This window comes from Enterobacter chuandaensis (genome assembly GCF_039718975.1).
Taxonomy (GTDB): Bacteria; Pseudomonadota; Gammaproteobacteria; order Enterobacterales; family Enterobacteriaceae; genus Enterobacter; species Enterobacter chuandaensis.
This window is the reverse complement of record NZ_CP097173.1, coordinates 2,680,548-2,695,331: the sequence shown is the minus strand read 5'-3', so window position 1 is coordinate 2,695,331 and position 14,784 is coordinate 2,680,548. Positions and strand designations below refer to the sequence as shown.

General features: G+C 52.4%; 12 protein-coding genes. 10 read left to right on the top strand and 2 right to left on the bottom strand.

What is annotated here, in order from left to right; translation table 11 throughout:
- Positions 1 to 19: 19 nt before the first annotated feature.
- The 10 genes from MX657_RS13140 to MX657_RS13095 all read left to right on the top strand — a co-directional run bounded on the left by MX657_RS13140 (position 20) and on the right by MX657_RS13095 (position 12,664).
- Positions 20 to 454, top strand: coding sequence for a hypothetical protein (locus MX657_RS13140; protein WP_252001836.1), 435 nt, complete (start codon positions 20 to 22; stop codon positions 452 to 454).
- Positions 455 to 476: 22 nt separating this feature from the next.
- Positions 477 to 1,550, top strand: coding sequence for a hypothetical protein (locus tag MX657_RS13135; protein WP_346805949.1), 1,074 nt, complete (start codon positions 477 to 479; stop codon positions 1,548 to 1,550).
- 176 nt (positions 1,551 to 1,726) lie between these two features.
- The gene (locus tag MX657_RS13130) at positions 1,727 to 4,312 is read left to right on the top strand and encodes a type VI secretion system Vgr family protein (RefSeq protein ID WP_346805948.1); all 2,586 of its coding nucleotides are present in this window, start codon (positions 1,727 to 1,729) and stop codon (positions 4,310 to 4,312) included.
- A gap of 1 nt (position 4,313) precedes the next feature.
- Entirely contained in the window at positions 4,314 to 4,820 is a 507-nt protein-coding gene (locus tag MX657_RS13125) for a hypothetical protein (protein ID WP_244288139.1), read from the top strand.
- Between the two features lie 94 nt (positions 4,821 to 4,914).
- Positions 4,915 to 5,469, top strand: coding sequence for a hypothetical protein (locus MX657_RS13120; protein ID WP_244288138.1), 555 nt, complete (start codon positions 4,915 to 4,917; stop codon positions 5,467 to 5,469).
- A 3-nt stretch (positions 5,470 to 5,472) separates the two neighbouring features.
- Positions 5,473 to 6,549 (top strand): hypothetical protein, encoded by a 1,077-nt coding sequence (locus MX657_RS13115; protein WP_346805947.1) that lies wholly within the window; start codon positions 5,473 to 5,475, stop codon positions 6,547 to 6,549.
- 76 nt (positions 6,550 to 6,625) lie between these two features.
- The gene (locus tag MX657_RS13110; protein WP_023330599.1) at positions 6,626 to 7,066 is read left to right on the top strand and encodes a DcrB-related protein; all 441 of its coding nucleotides are present in this window, start codon (positions 6,626 to 6,628) and stop codon (positions 7,064 to 7,066) included.
- 3 nt (positions 7,067 to 7,069) lie between these two features.
- A complete protein-coding gene (locus MX657_RS13105) occupies positions 7,070 to 11,428 on the top strand; it encodes an RHS repeat-associated core domain-containing protein (RefSeq protein WP_346805946.1) in 4,359 nt (1,452 codons plus the stop codon).
- Positions 11,385 to 12,173 (top strand): macro domain-containing protein, encoded by a 789-nt coding sequence (locus MX657_RS13100; RefSeq protein ID WP_119915844.1) that lies wholly within the window; start codon positions 11,385 to 11,387, stop codon positions 12,171 to 12,173. The genes MX657_RS13105 and MX657_RS13100 overlap by 44 nt, the downstream gene beginning before the upstream one ends.
- Before the next feature lie 89 nt (positions 12,174 to 12,262).
- The gene (locus tag MX657_RS13095; protein WP_346805945.1) at positions 12,263 to 12,664 is read left to right on the top strand and encodes a hypothetical protein; all 402 of its coding nucleotides are present in this window, start codon (positions 12,263 to 12,265) and stop codon (positions 12,662 to 12,664) included.
- Between the two features lie 56 nt (positions 12,665 to 12,720).
- Here MX657_RS13095 and ychF read toward each other — a convergent pair whose 3' ends face one another.
- Together ychF and pth are read right to left on the bottom strand one after the other, a co-directional pair.
- The gene (gene ychF, locus MX657_RS13090; RefSeq protein WP_010432886.1) at positions 12,721 to 13,815 is read right to left on the bottom strand and encodes a redox-regulated ATPase YchF; all 1,095 of its coding nucleotides are present in this window, start codon (positions 13,813 to 13,815) and stop codon (positions 12,721 to 12,723) included.
- A gap of 126 nt (positions 13,816 to 13,941) precedes the next feature.
- Positions 13,942 to 14,526 (bottom strand): aminoacyl-tRNA hydrolase, encoded by a 585-nt coding sequence (gene pth / locus MX657_RS13085; RefSeq protein WP_119915842.1) that lies wholly within the window; start codon positions 14,524 to 14,526, stop codon positions 13,942 to 13,944.
- Between the last annotated feature and the right edge of the window lie 258 nt (positions 14,527 to 14,784).

Here is a 14,784-nt window from a genome sequence, read left to right as displayed (position 1 = left end):
GTAAATGGGGAACGTTGTGATGCATTGGTTTTTCTTTCTTCTCTTTATGATTTGGACACTAGTGCTAATCTGGAATGGAAAAGATTTATTTAACAAAAAACAGTGGCTCCTGGCGGGGTTGATGTTCGTTCTGGTGTTAGTGGCTACGGTCGTCATTGGCTTTACGTTGAAATGGCTTGCCCAGTCAATGTCATTGTTTTCCGTCGCAACGGCCAAACACTATTCTATCATTCTCTCTATGTCTTTCCTGTGCGTCTGGGGATTAAAGGTCACCGTAGTGCTGCTCTGTACGCTATTTTCCGGGATTATGGGGGGGCACAAAAGATACAACGCGGACAATTATGAAAAATTATCGTCTATGACACGTGCCGTGGCGCCTGGCTTACTTATCTTTGCTAAAAGCTTAATTAGCTTCGGAAGCTTCCTTATGTTTTCAGGGTTATGGCTTAAGTAAGCGTGACGAGTGAGGTTGCATAATGGTTACTGAAAAAACGTATCTTTTTCCTCTTGAGATGAAAGACCAGGAAAAAGAGATTCGGGAAAATTTCTGGAAATGTCTCTATACCTCTGCAGAAAAAGAGATGCTTCACTACTGGCTGCTGTTACCAAAGAATATTAAGCCAGCAGAAATAAAGCCAGTCACGTTTCAGGAGGTTGGACTGACGAACATCGGCAGATATATCACCGATGACACCGGTCCCTATATTGAAGTCTGGGCGGCATACGAACACTGCCAGTGGGAGATGAATGCGTCAGATTGGCTAATCAACAAGCTCGATTTAATGGGTGAGAAAATATTGAACCAGAGGATAATCACGCATCCTTCAGGAAGTGGGAAGTTTGCGGATATCCTGTCCATTAAAACGATGCCCTCGGGTGATGAGGTCGTTTCACGGTATACGGTGCAGAAGGATTATAACCCAGTAAGTGGTGGTGGGAATTACTTCCTTTTGAAAACGGCTTGTGCTTCTAAGGATTACAATACGACTGCCGATACTATTTTCCTGATTGCTATCAACTGGGATTTGATGCATCGCAGCAATTTGATGCTTTCAGAACTGTTGAAAACAGTTAGCCTGAGCAACAAAAATGACAGTGGTTTTAAAATTCCGGATTCATGGCAGGTGCGTACGCTGGATGATAATCGTCTGGTAATTGAACACACAATAGGTAACGTCAACCATGGAGTGATTAATTTCTGTCTTTTCCGTCAGGCTGATTATCCCTCAGCGCAGGCTATTTTCGATGAAGCAACTGCGCGCTTTAACCGCCACGATAGTGCGGTCTCTCTTACGACATCGAACATTGCCAGCATCCCAAATGATATCAACCCCACGTTTACAGGCGATCTTTATAGCTGTACGGGAGAGGTAGTCAGTGCTGCTGAGAATATCAGGGCTTATTACGACATGCGTATTTTTAAAATTAATGGTTTATGGTGTTACGTTGAGGTGGTTGGGCCTCATCGTAATCATCGGAATTATTCTTACGAAGCCAATAAACGATGCATGGAAATCATTCTTTCTACATTTCATATAGAAAAATTGTGACTTCACAATATTAATTTAATGCCTTCCAAACAAAGCCACATAAAATGTGGCTTTGTTTTGTTGCACAGGAAGAATATCTTACCGCTACGCATTGTCATATCAACAGCATAGCCGCCAGCGTATTGAAGATGAGTTAACTTCTGGCACTGAGATTAGTCCATAGTGGAATAAAGATTATGCTCAACCGAATTACCGTTCAGCTCCCGGTGGAGGGGCTTCTGTTCTGGAAACTGACGGGCCGCGAGGCGATGTCCGAGTCGTTCGCGCTGACGCTGACCGTGCTCGGCACGGACGCGCGCATTGACCGCAGCAGGCTGCTCGGCCAGCCGGTTACGGTGACCATCCCGACGCAGAACCTGCTGACCTCCCGGTACATTAACGGCAAGATTACCCGCGTGGCGGTCAGTGCCGTTGAGCTGACGGGCACGCGCTATGCGGTGTACCAGCTGACGGTGGAGCCGGACCTGTGGCCGATGAAGCGCGACCGCAACCTGCGTATTTTCCAGGGGCAGACGGTGCCGCAGATTGTGAAAACCCTGCTGGGCGAGCATCAGGTTAACGTTGAGGATAAACTCACCGGCAGCTACCGGGTGTGGGACTACTGCGTGCAGTATCAGGAGTCGAGCCTGGACTTCATCAGCCGCCTGATGGAGCTGGAGGGGATTGCGTATCACTTCAGCCACGAGGCGGACAAACACACCCTGGTGCTCACCGACGCCGCCACGCAGCATCAGCCGTTCAGCGGCTATGAGGTCATTCCTTACCACCAGACGCCGTCCGGCGGCAGTACGGATGAAGAGGGTATCAGCCAGTGGGCGCTGGAGGACAGCGTGACGCCGGGGATTTACAGCCTCGACGACTATGACTTCCGCAAGCCGAACGCGTGGCTGTTCCAGGCCCAGCAGAACCCGGCGTCGCCGAAGCCGGGGAGCATCGACGTGTACGACTGGCCGGGACGCTTTGTGGACAAAGGTCACGGGGAGTTCTATGCCCGTATCCGTCAGGAGCGCTGGCAGGTTGAGCACCAGCAGATTCAGGCCACCGCCACGGCGGCGGGAATAGCGCCGGGGCACACCTTCACGTTAACCAACGCGCCGTTCTTCAGCGACAACGGCGAATATCTGGTGACGGCAGCGGGCTACCACTTCGAAGAGAACCGCTATGCCAGCGGCGAGGGGGAGACCATTCACCGCACCGATTTTACGGTCATCCCGTCGGCGGTGGTGTACCGTCCGGCGCAGAGCACGGCGTGGCCGCGCACCTACGGCCCGCAGACCGCGAAAGTGGTGGGGCCGAAGGGCGAGAGTATCTGGACGGACAAATATGGCCGCGTGAAGGTGAAATTTCACTGGGACCGTCTGGCGAAGGGGGATGACACCAGCTCCTGCTGGGTGCGCGTGTCGAGCGCGTGGGCGGGCCAGGGCTACGGCGGGGTGCAGATACCGCGCGTCGGCGACGAGGTGGTGGTGGACTTTATCAACGGCGACCCGGACCGTCCGATTATAACCGGCCGGGTGTACAACGACGCGAGCATGCCGCCGTGGGCGCTGCCGGCTGCGGCGACGCAGATGGGCTTTATGAGCCGTTCTAAGGGGGGCTCCGTGGATAACGCCAACGCCCTGCGCTTTGAGGATAAAGCGGGCGCAGAGCAGGTGTGGATCCAGGCCGAGCGCAACATGGACACCAGCGTTAAAAATGACGAAACGCACAGCGTCGGCGGAGCGCGCAGCCATTATGTGAAGAAAAATGAGCTGCATCGCGTGGAAGCGAACCAGACTCAGGCGGTGAAAGGCGGAACCGAGATCCTGACGGGTAAAGGCAAGCTGGATGCGGCGGTGGAGCAGTATGTCATTGCTTCCGGGACGAAGCTGCGGCTGGTCTCAGGTGAAAGCGCCATTGAGCTGAACGCTAACGGCAAGATTAACCTGATCGGCAAAGAGTTTAATTTCTTTGTGGAAGGGGATGGTTATATCACCACTGGCGGTAAGCTGCATCTGAATACCTCTGGCACAAAGCCGGGCACAACGGCTCCGGGGTCGGGGCATAAAGGGGATATCGATGCGGCGGTGCAGGCGAAGTTTTCGCCGCAAGAGAGCGCTAATCGTCCTGCCCCCGCTGCGGCTCCAGCAGCAGGCCAATCGAAACCTGCTCCAGCTTCGGCGTCAACAACAGCCCCGCCTTTGAAAGGGAATTATGTTTACAAAAATAATCCGAATAGCTCAGATGTTATGCCTTTCAATGACGATGTTGTAAAAGAAATCAATAAGTCTCCTACCCTTCAAACTCAGTTAAAAGATTTGAAAGACAAGGGATGGGCGATTCAACCAGGAGCGACTGGTGGGGGAAGTTATACTGATTCGGATAATAAACTGATCGTTATGGATCCTGAACACATGGAAGACACAGCCAATACAGTACAAACACTGGCTCATGAAGCAGGGCATGCAACATATCCTGTTGCAGCGGACTATTCTAGTAAAGAAAATTTCGTTAACAGCCAGCTTATGGATGAAGGCGGTGCAACCTTGAATAATATTAAAATACAGCGTGAAATTCTGGGAAATGGCGGTATTGATATTGATATAGCAGGAAGCCCGGAAAATCTCAAAGCTTACAATGCAGCCTATGATAAAATGGTAAGTGGAGAGCTGTCGCGGGTTGACGCTGCAAAAGCTATAGGTAAAGTCTACGGTAAAGGCGAAATAGCTTCTGGTACCGATCTCAATTACAGCGATTATTACGGGGGTTTCTATGGTAAGTAGAATGACAAAAAATACCATCCTCTTTTTGCTCCCACTATTTTCAACTTTTTCTTACGCAGGACAAACAAACATGAACCAAGATTCTTTATGGCATATTGTTAAAGAACTCAAAACAGTCTGGGGAAAACAGGCCGAGGATGTCAGTAAACTTTTCCATCAACCACTGGTCCCAAAAAATCCAGAAGCTAAAGACCGTTATACGTCAGTTCCATTCACATTATCTGATGGAACACGCATCAGCGATGTAGATGTTCGTTTATGGGGGAACGGAGATAATAGCGTTTCACTTGTCTCGTTTGTAATCGAACAGCCTTGCATTACGCTCGACCAGGTCAAAGTGCATTTCCCAGATGTTAAGGTATCTAATATTCCTCGCGGAAATACCGCAGGGCAATCTGTGGGATATCGAACCGCCACTGATGAGCGTGGGCTGGCATGGGCATTTAGTTTTCCTGTAATGAACCAGGAATGCCTAAATCGAGTCGTTATGTCACGTTACGATCGTTAATAGGTGTTGTGTTTTCCTGCCGGTACGGGTATTTCGCTGCCGGTTTGCAGCATCCGCGATAAGCGTAATTTACATCAAGTCAGTGACGATTAACGTGAAAAAATACACGCCCATATTTCTTTGTTTTTCCATGATGTTTAGTTGTCTGAGTAGCAATGTGGTTTTGGCAGAAGCTATGCCGCTCGTTCTGACAAAACAGGATTTTTCCGTGAAGGTCAAAGACCAGTCCATCGCCCTGGGCGACAGATGGACTCATGATATTGCCCGTAAAATTGACGTACCGATGGAAGGCCGTTTTACCGGTGAGGTTACTTTTGACGGAACTAATTATAAATTCTTCCAGCATCAAAGGGCTGGGTTAGCTATATTCAGTTCCAATCTCTGGTGGGATAAAGCGGAAAGAAGCGTTGATGATTATATCGTGTCTCAAATTACGCTGACTGCCGAAGACTTCGCAACGCCGCGTGGTGTCCATGTGGGTTCAACGAGAGAGGAACTGAATAGCGCATACGGTACCGGTCAGGTAGACAATGATTCGGGGGAACAGTGGATTACCTACGAGTTGGGTAAAAAAGCGCTCTCGTTTGAGATGAAAGACGGCAACGTTTTGAAAATAACCATGAATTACAAAAATGGCTCTTCAGAGTAATTTATGACCAAGAAATATTTGGCAGTTGTATTGTTCACCGCTTTATTGACAGGGGGCGTTGAAACGTCAATAGCGCTTGAATTATCCCAATACAACAAGCTCGACACGGTCAGTCACATTGTTAACGACAGCGAAGTGACAGACAATCTCAGGAAAACGCTGGGAAATCATTACCAGACCTTTATTGATAACTTTGATGTCTTCGGTGAACCGCATACCACCACAGGCGGCGGATTGTTTGTTGAAGGCTGGCTAAAAGATCTCTATCAGGAGAATGCATCCGCGATGGTCATCAATCCTGACGGCAAAATCTTTGCAGCCTGGGTGGTTACGACGTCGGACGTTATTCATTACCAGTCTTCAGATAATAGCCCGGTTATTCATGCCGATATTCAGCAATGGGCCGTCAGATTCAATACGATGCATTTTGCAACGTTCGGCCAATCAAAACTCGCGTTTGACGGGGACTGGGTTGGCGAATTCGAGAACGACTCGACGTTAACCCTGCGGTTAGCTGAATCAGACAACCGTATCACCGGTTCTTATTGCTATATATCCCAGAAAGGAAACCGCATTGATTGCCCGGAAGATGATGAGCGTAATCTTAGCGGTACGATCGCAGGCAATCGTGCCAGCGTTGAGTTCAACTCATCGTTTGGCGGCGTAGGTGGTCGGGCTGTTCTGGAAATAAAGGGGCGTGAAATGGAATGGCGTTTAGTTACTCCTCCTCAAAAAGGAAATTACTATGCTCCGCTGCGATATACGTTACGTAAAGCCGCTTCGGTTCAACACGCTGAATCCAGAAAACTGGACACCGATAAATTCGCTATTTCGCTGATAAACAAATGCGGCCATTTTGAGAGCGAATGTGACGAGATGGTTTATCTCGGCGTGCGCAAAAGCGATAACAGTACGATCTCCTTAATGGGAAAAACGTTGCGCGACTCCGCAGGTAAAATAATCGGCTCAACGTACAAGAATGGCGAGATCGCTTATACCGTGACGTATGCACCCGTGAAATTGGTTGTCAGCAAAGGCAGCCATGTTTTAGTCGAACAGTCAGGCCAGTGGCTTAAATAACAAAACATTCAGCCAAAGGGCCAGCATGGATTGGCCTCTTTTGTTTCTCAGCATATTAATCATCCCGAGTTCACTTATGAAATACACCCTCCAGGAAGGTTCGTTTTCCTTATTTCCTGCTGCCTGGCAGGATAACAGCATGAACATTATTCGCGATGACGAAAGCGGGCTGTCCGTGGTGGTCAGCCGCGGCGTTATCCCGGACGGCAGCGACTACGAACAAGAGTTTCATCGCCAGTGGGACGTGCTGCGTCCTCAGATGGGCGAAATTGCCCAGAGTGAATTCCGGAACGTAAAGGCCGGGCCTGATGGAAAAATTAACGGGCTGGAAGTTGAGACGACGTTTGACCGTAACGGGCAGCGCCTGTGGCAAAAACAGCTGGCCGTGCAGACGCCGGGCAAACCGGTATTGATGATTTTTACCCTCTCAGCGCTCAGAGCATTCACTGAAGAGGACGAGGTGCGCTGGAGCGCGCTTAAGCAGAGTCTGACGCTAAACGACAACCGGAATGTGTAAGGCATGAGCGATAACAACGCGGCTCGTAAGGGCGACGAGATTATTCACTCCAGCATTTTTGCTGACATCACCAGCATTGTGGCGGAAGGTGCCGCCTATGCGGTGATCGGTGCGGCGGTAGGCGCAGCAGCAACCGTAGCGGCGCCATTGCTGGGGGCGGGGGCAGCAGCTGCAGGCGTGGCGGCGATTGGATCCAGCTGTCTGTTAAGCGGAATTATTGGTGGCGTGCTGGCGAACGTGGCGGGGATCACCGACGATATCAGCAACGCCGCGGAAGGGTTAGGCAACGTGCTTTTCCCGCCGTCGCCTGCGGGCAAAATCACCACCGGTTCGAATAACGTTCTGACCAACGCAATCCCTGCCGCGCGCGCGGCAGGCACGCTGACGCCCGCCGATACGCCGTCCCCTGAGCCGCAGTCGCCTGGCAGCTTTGCCGATTACGCGGGCATGCTGCTTTCCGCCGCCGGACAATTTGGCAGCGAAATGTGGCAGCCGAGCGTGGCCTCTGCCGCCGCGGGAACCTCACCGCTGGAGGAAGACAAGGTGGCGTGCAAAAAGCACTCCGGGCCGCAGTATCTGGCGGAAGGTTCTAAAAGCGTCTTTATCAACGGGCAGCCCGCGGTTCGCGCCAAAGATCGCACCACCTGTGAAGGTACCGTTTCCAACGACGTCTCCCCGAACGTGATCATCGGCGGGGAGACGCTCACGGTCCGCGATATCAAAAGCGGTAAAACGCCGGGCCTGGCGCTGGGGATGATTGCGCTTTCCCTGCTGCGCGGGCGTCCGGGCAAAATTCTCAAAAACATGCCCTGTGCGCTGGCGGCGGCGGGCGGCGGGATGCTGGCCGATATGGCGGTGAATGCCGTTTTTGGCTCCTCGCACCCGGTTCACGCCGCCACCGGCGTGAAGGTGCTGAATGACGACGACGAACTCGATTTCTCGCTGCCGGGGCGCTTCCCGCTTCGCTGGCAGCGCAGCTACAACAGCCTGACAACCCGCGAAGGACTGTTCGGTCTGGGCTGGGCAACCACGTTTGACAGCTATCTGACGCTGGAAGAAAACAATGCCACCTGGTTTGACGAAACCGGGCGCGAGCTGAGCTTCGAGCTGCCGCCTGTCGACCGCGCATTTTACAGCATCAGCGAAGGCATTATTATCCGCCGCAATGAGAGCGGCGACGTGGCAATTGCAGACGACGACGGCGCGGTGTGGCGTCTTTATAAACCGACCCGGGCGAATCCATCCATCCTGCGTCTGGCCTCCCTCAGCGATGAATACGGCAACGCGCTGCTGACGGAGTGGGACGAATACGGCAGGCTGGTTAGTCTGCACGACGAGCCGCGGGCAATCGACGTCACCCTGCGCTATGAGGATGAGCGTTTCCCGCAGCGCGTTACCGCTGCCAGCCATTTCGACGGCAACCAGACATGGCCGCTGATGCAGTGGGGCTACGACGCGCGCGGCCAGCTTGCGAGCGCGACGGATGCCTCCGGCGTGGTGACGCGTGAATACCGCTATAACGAGCACGGGCTGATGGTCTGGCACCGCATGCCGGGCGGTCTGGAGAGCGAATACCGCTGGAAACAGTTCGACCACTGGCGCGTGGTGGAAAACCGCACCAGTACCGGCGACGGCTGCCGCTTTAGCTACGATTTAGCCGCCGGGCTGACGACCGTCGAGCACTATGACGGTCAGACGCGCCGCCACTACTGGAACGCGCAAAATCTGATTATCCGCTACGTTGACGAGCGCGGTGAAAACTGGCGCTACGAGTGGGATGACAACGAGCTTCTGACGCGTCGCATCGATCCGCTCGGCAATGCCGTCACCTTCGTCTACGACGAAATGGGCAACCGGGTTCAGGAAATCGACGCCGACGGCAATGTCCGCACCACCGCCTGGCTGGAACACCGCGCGCTTCCCTCGGCCATTATCGAAGCCGACGGCAGCGCCACCCGCTTCTGGTACGACGAACACCACGGTCTGAAGCGCGTGGTGGACCCGATGGGGCAGACGACGCTGCTGCGCCGGGACGAGTTTGGGCAGGTTGTTGAGGAGGTCGATGCCGCCGGAAACAGCCGCTACCAGGAGTACAACGAGGCCGGACAGATTGTGCGGGCGACGGACTGTTCGGGGCGTATTACCCGCTATCGCTATCACCCGCTGGGCTGGCTGATGGCAGAGATTAGCGCCGACGGTGAAGAGACGCGTTACCGCTACGACGCCGCGGGGCGCCCTGTGCAGCTCGATCGCCCGGAAGGCTGGACGGAATCGCTCAAATGGAACGAACGTGGCCTGCCGGTGAAGCATGCTGGCGCCGACGGAAAAGAAAGTGAGTTCAGATACGATGAGGTCGGGCGCTTAATCGCCACGCGCAATACCCAGGGCGAAGAGGTCCGTCGCCGCTGGGACAGCCGCGGGCGTCTGATTGCCCTGGAAAACGAAAACGGCGAAGCGTACCAGTTCCGCTGGGGCGCGGACTCGCTGCTGCTGGAAGAGGTGGGGCTCGATGGCGTGGCATCGCAATATCGCTACGACGCATGCGGACGCACGACTGCGCGCACGTTTGCCGCCGGTCATCCGGAGGCCATCACCCACGCCTTCGCCTGGAGCGCGAGCGGCCAGCTGGTCGCCCGCACCACGCCGGAAGGCCAGACCCGCTACCATTACACGCCGTCCGGCCTGTTAAGCCGGATAGGGCTGCATCCGGCGCTTTCAGCCGACGCGTGGACCACAGAGGCAGAGCAGGAGCTTGCCTTTGAGTATGACGCGCTAGGTCGCGTCACGCGCGAAGCGGGCGAGCACGGCGAGCTGGCGTGGGAGTATGACGCGCTGGGCAACCGCACCTCCGTCACGCTGCCCGATGGCCGCGAGCTGAAGCAGTTCTACTACGGCAGCGGGCATCTGCTCAGCATCGCCCTCGATAAGCTGTCGGTCTCTGATTTTACCCGCGACGAGCTTCACCGCGAGACCAGCCGCACCCAGGGGGGGCTGACCACCCGCAGCGAATACGATCGTCTTGGTCGCCTGCATCGGCGGGACGTCTTTACCGGCAATGCCCAGCGCCCGTCGCCGCGCCGCTGGTCCCGCCGCTGGGATTACGATTACCGCAATAACCTGGTACGGGAAGAGCGGGACGATAACCCGTTCAGCTGGTACCGCTGGCAGTACGACAGCGCCGGGCGTCTGTTGGTTCAGGACGGTACGCTGCCCGGACAGGAGCAGTGGCGCTGGGATGCTGCCGGTAACCCGCTGGAAGGTTCTGCTGAGAAGATCACGCACAACCGCCTGACGCAGCTGAACGGCATTCGCTGGCGGTATGACATCCACGGCCGCACCGTGGAGAAGGATAACGGCCAGACCCGCTGGCACTACCGCTATGACGGCGAGCATCGCCTGACGGAGGTCATCAGCCAGCCGCGGGATCGCAACAGGCCGCAGACGCAGGTCAGCTTCCGCTACGATCCGCTTGGTCGACGCATCAGCAAAACGCGACGCCAGATACTGGGCGGACAGCCAACCGGCAAGCCGGTCACCACCCAGTTTGTCTGGGAAGGGTTCCGGCTGCTGCAGGAGGTGCACGGGGATGTGCCGCTCACCTACGTCTACAGCGATCAGAACAGCTATGACCCGCTGGCGCGTATTGACGGCGTAGATGCCCCGGAGATCTTCTGGTTCCACTGCCAGCCGAACGGCACGCCGGAGCGGATGACGGATATCGAAGGGCAGGTGCGCTGGGAAGGTGTGAACAGCGCCTGGGGCAAGCTGCTGCGGGAAAGCGAGACGCAGGTATCAGGATATTCTCAGAACCTGCGCATGCAGGGGCAATACCTGGACCGTGAGACAGGGCTGCACTACAATCTGTTCCGGTATTACGACCCGGACTGCGGAAGGTTTACGCAGCAGGACCCGATAGGGCTGGCGGGGGGGATAAACCTTTACCAGTATGCGCCGAATGCGCTGGGGTGGGTGGATCCGTGGGGGTTGACGCCTAAAACATTAATTCACTACACGACTGAAGAAGGGATGAAAGGTATCACGGAAAGTGGTGTAATAAGACCTTCATCAGGAGATATACACGCCCGCTTCGGGGATGGACAATACTTCACTAATATCAGACCTGAAATGATTGGCGGACGAACACTCAAGGATGTTGGAGGAACTGGAAAAATGTCTCTGGGTCAATTAGCAGCTGATATATATGGTGACGCGAGGAAATTAAAAGGCATAAGCCATTTTGTCGAAATAGATGTTACTGGCTTAGATGTAATTGAACCTCGGAAAAATACATTTTTGATCTTAAACACAAAAGATCTCGATGTCTCTAAAAGAATTGTTAAAAGTGGGAGGAGTTGTGGTTGAGGTGAAAAAATATTATAAAGGAAATGTTGATTTTATTGCAGGTGAAGGGATTATCCTCAATGAATTCATAGGAGAGGTGGCCACTCGACAAATAAATATTATAGATGGTGATTATTATGCTTCTTCCTCTTTGCTAGATAAAAATGAAAAAGTTGGTTTCCTGCTGTATGACGGTAAGAAAAGCGAACTTGACTTAAGTGACGCCGAAGAAATTTCGAATGATGAATTTGAAACAATCTGGGAAAGATCAACGGCTTCATTGCAAGAAAAAAAGAGAATAAATTACTTATCTGGAGATGCTGTGGAACCTTTGAAAAAATCCACAGTTATTGCTCATATTGTGAATAATAAAGGGAAATGGGGTAAAGGTTTTGTTCTGTCCCTTTCAAATAAATATCCTGCTGCAAAGAAACACTATCTCAGTAGCTTCAAAGAAAATAACATTCCAGAATTAGGGGTGGTTGATTTTGTCAAGATTGATGAGCAAGAACAAATATTTATTGCTAATATGTATGCGCAGGATGGTATAAAGAAAAATATCAATGACAAAAATCAATATGTATGTTATTCATCCTTGGCTGTTTGTCTTGAAAAATTATCTGACTTTGCTTTGGTGCACCGCCTTTCAATACAAATGCCAAGAATAGGGGCAGGCCTCGGCGGAGGTGATTGGAATGTTATAGAGGCATTAATACTAAAAACTATATGCTATAAGATGATTGATTGCAATGTAATAACTTTATAATCTGCAATCAAAATTTAGCAATGCATTTTATTATATTTGGTTGTTGTTTAAGAAAGGGTGTTTTTATCTAAATGGATAAGGGCTTTAGTATGCAAATATCTATAACAAATACAATTGAACAAGGAAACGAGTTACACGGCAACCAAAAATACGCCGAGGCTTTAGAGCAATACCAAAAAGCCTGGCAAACGCTTCCTGAGCCAAAGCTCGAATGGGAGCTCGCCAACTGGATCTCTGACTGCATATACAGCGCATATTTTGATCTCGCGGATTACGCTGAGGCGAAGAAATGGGGAGAGACGACATTACGGACACGTGGATCGGATATAGACACTGCACCCTTAATCGATCTCGGCATGGTCTGTTATGAGTTGAATCAATTCGAGGAAGCGTATAAATATTTTAACGATGCTTATAACTACGGCAAAGAGCGTGCGTTTCAGGATAGACCTAAAAAATATCTGGAGTTCTATCTGCGCAAGAGGGGATAAGTTCGTTAACTTAAAAAAAACCACGCCAGAGCGTGGTTTTTTTCATTCAAAACCAATCAAACGTTAAACAAGAAGTTCATCACATCGCCATCTTTAACGATGTAATCTTTCCCTTCCGCACGCATCTTGCCTGCTTCTTTCGCGCCTTGCTCACCCTTGTAGGTGATGAAGTCTTCAAACGCGATAGTCTGCGCGCGAATAAAGCCTTTCTCAAAATCGGTGTGGATCTTACCGGCCGCCTGAGGTGCAGTCGCACCCACAGGGATGGTCCACGCACGCACTTCTTTCACGCCAGCGGTGAAGTAGGTCTGCAGGTTCAGCAGCTCGTAGCCCGCGCGGATCACGCGGTTCAGGCCCGGCTCTTCCAGACCCAGCTCGGCCATGAACTCTTCACGGTCAGCGTCGTCCAGCTCGGCGATGTCGGATTCAACGGCAGCGCACACGGCTACAACCACAGAACCTTCAGCCGCTGCGATTTCACGAACTTTGTCCAGGTATGGGTTGTTCTCGAAACCGTCTTCGTTAACGTTGGCGATGTACATGGTTGGCTTCAGGGTCAGGAAGCTGAGGTATTTGATAGCTGCCTTGTCTTCTTCAGTCAGGTTTTTCAGCGCGCGCAGCATGCCCGCGTTTTCCAGCTGTGGCAGACATTTTTCCAGCGCAGCCAGTTCAGCTTTCGCGTCTTTGTCGCCGCCTTTGGCTTTCTTCTGCACGCGGTGGATCGCGCGCTCGCAGGTGTCGAGGTCAGAGAGCGCCAGTTCGGTGTTGATGACGTCGATGTCATCAGCCGGATCCACTTTGTTGTTTACGTGGATGATGTTGTCGTTCTCGAAGCAGCGCACAACGTGGCCGATCGCTTCGGTTTCACGAATGTTGGTCAGGAACTGGTTACCCAGACCTTCGCCTTTGGAGGCGCCTTTTACCAGGCCCGCGATGTCCACGAACTCCATGGTGGTTGGCAGAATGCGCTGCGGCTTCACGATTTCCGCAAGCTGGTCCAGACGCGGGTCCGGCATTGGCACTACGCCGGTGTTCGGTTCGATGGTACAGAACGGGAAGTTCGCCGCTTCGATACCCGCTTTGGTAAGCGCGTTAAACAGGGTGGATTTGCCCACGTTTGGCAGACCGACGATACCACATTTGAATCCCATTTCTAAATCACCTTAATATCTTGGTAATCAATCCGTTAACGATAACCGATTGATGAAAAGTAAATAACTACGCCTATTATACACGTAACCCGCATGACGCGCGGTAAAAAAGCCGTATCGGGCGGATTATTGCGCTTTGAAAGCGTGTAAGCGGTTTGTCGCTTTAGTTAAGCCGTCTTTCAGCCAGATTTCGGTGCAGCGCGCCGCTTCGTCTACCGCTTCGTCAATCAGTTTCTGCTCAGAAACCGCGGGCTTACCGAGAACGAAACCGACAACTTTGTTTTTATCGCCCGGATGGCCGATTCCCACGCGCAAACGGTGGAAATTCGGGTTATTGCCCAGCTTGCTGATGATATCTTTAAGACCGTTGTGACCGCCGTGCCCGCCGCCCAGCTTGAATTTTGCCACGCCGGGCGGAAGATCTAGCTCATCGTGAGCCACCAGAATTTCATCCGGATTGATGCGATAAAACGTTGCCATCGCCGCCACCGCTTTGCCGCTCAGGTTCATAAAGGTGGTGGGCACCAGCAGGCGAACATCCGCGCCAGCGAGGTTGATACGTGAGGTATAGCCGAAGAATTTGGGTTCTTCTCGCAGGGGAGCACGTAACCGCTCGGCCAGCAGATCGACGTACCATGCCCCGGCGTTGTGGCGGGTTGCCGCATATTCTGCGCCTGGGTTGGCGAGGCCGACAATCAGTTTAATCGTCACGATTTAATTCCTAATGGGTTCCAGATCTGGCGCGTAGTTTACTGTCTGGCGCGCCGCTTGACAAAATTCTGCGAGCGTCACAGCAAGATGCAAATAATTACTTATCTGAACAATTAGAATTTCAAGCTGTTCAATGTTTTATTTGTAAATTTTTGTCTGGGAGTTATCTGTAATTGTGATCATTCACGCAACTCATAAAAGGGGCGTTGTCTATACTATACACACAAGGATTAGGGGCTTTTCCCCTGACAACCCAAA

Excerpts from the sequence above, each read along its gene's own strand:
- MX657_RS13140 (WP_252001836.1), top strand. The coding sequence starts at position 20 with ATGCATTGGTTTTTCTTTCTTCTCTTTATGATTTGGACACTAGTGCTA.
- MX657_RS13135 (WP_346805949.1), top strand. The coding sequence starts at position 477 with ATGGTTACTGAAAAAACGTATCTTTTTCCTCTTGAGATGAAAGACCAG.
- MX657_RS13130 (WP_346805948.1), top strand. The coding sequence starts at position 1,727 with ATGCTCAACCGAATTACCGTTCAGCTCCCGGTGGAGGGGCTTCTGTTC.
- MX657_RS13125 (WP_244288139.1), top strand. The coding sequence starts at position 4,314 with ATGACAAAAAATACCATCCTCTTTTTGCTCCCACTATTTTCAACTTTT.
- MX657_RS13115 (WP_346805947.1), top strand. The coding sequence starts at position 5,473 with ATGACCAAGAAATATTTGGCAGTTGTATTGTTCACCGCTTTATTGACA.
- MX657_RS13110 (WP_023330599.1), top strand. The coding sequence starts at position 6,626 with ATGAAATACACCCTCCAGGAAGGTTCGTTTTCCTTATTTCCTGCTGCC.
- MX657_RS13105 (WP_346805946.1), top strand. The coding sequence starts at position 7,070 with ATGAGCGATAACAACGCGGCTCGTAAGGGCGACGAGATTATTCACTCC.
- MX657_RS13100 (WP_119915844.1), top strand. The coding sequence starts at position 11,385 with ATGTCTCTAAAAGAATTGTTAAAAGTGGGAGGAGTTGTGGTTGAGGTG.
- MX657_RS13095 (WP_346805945.1), top strand. The coding sequence starts at position 12,263 with ATGCAAATATCTATAACAAATACAATTGAACAAGGAAACGAGTTACAC.
- ychF (WP_010432886.1), bottom strand. The coding sequence starts at position 13,815 with ATGGGATTCAAATGTGGTATCGTCGGTCTGCCAAACGTGGGCAAATCC.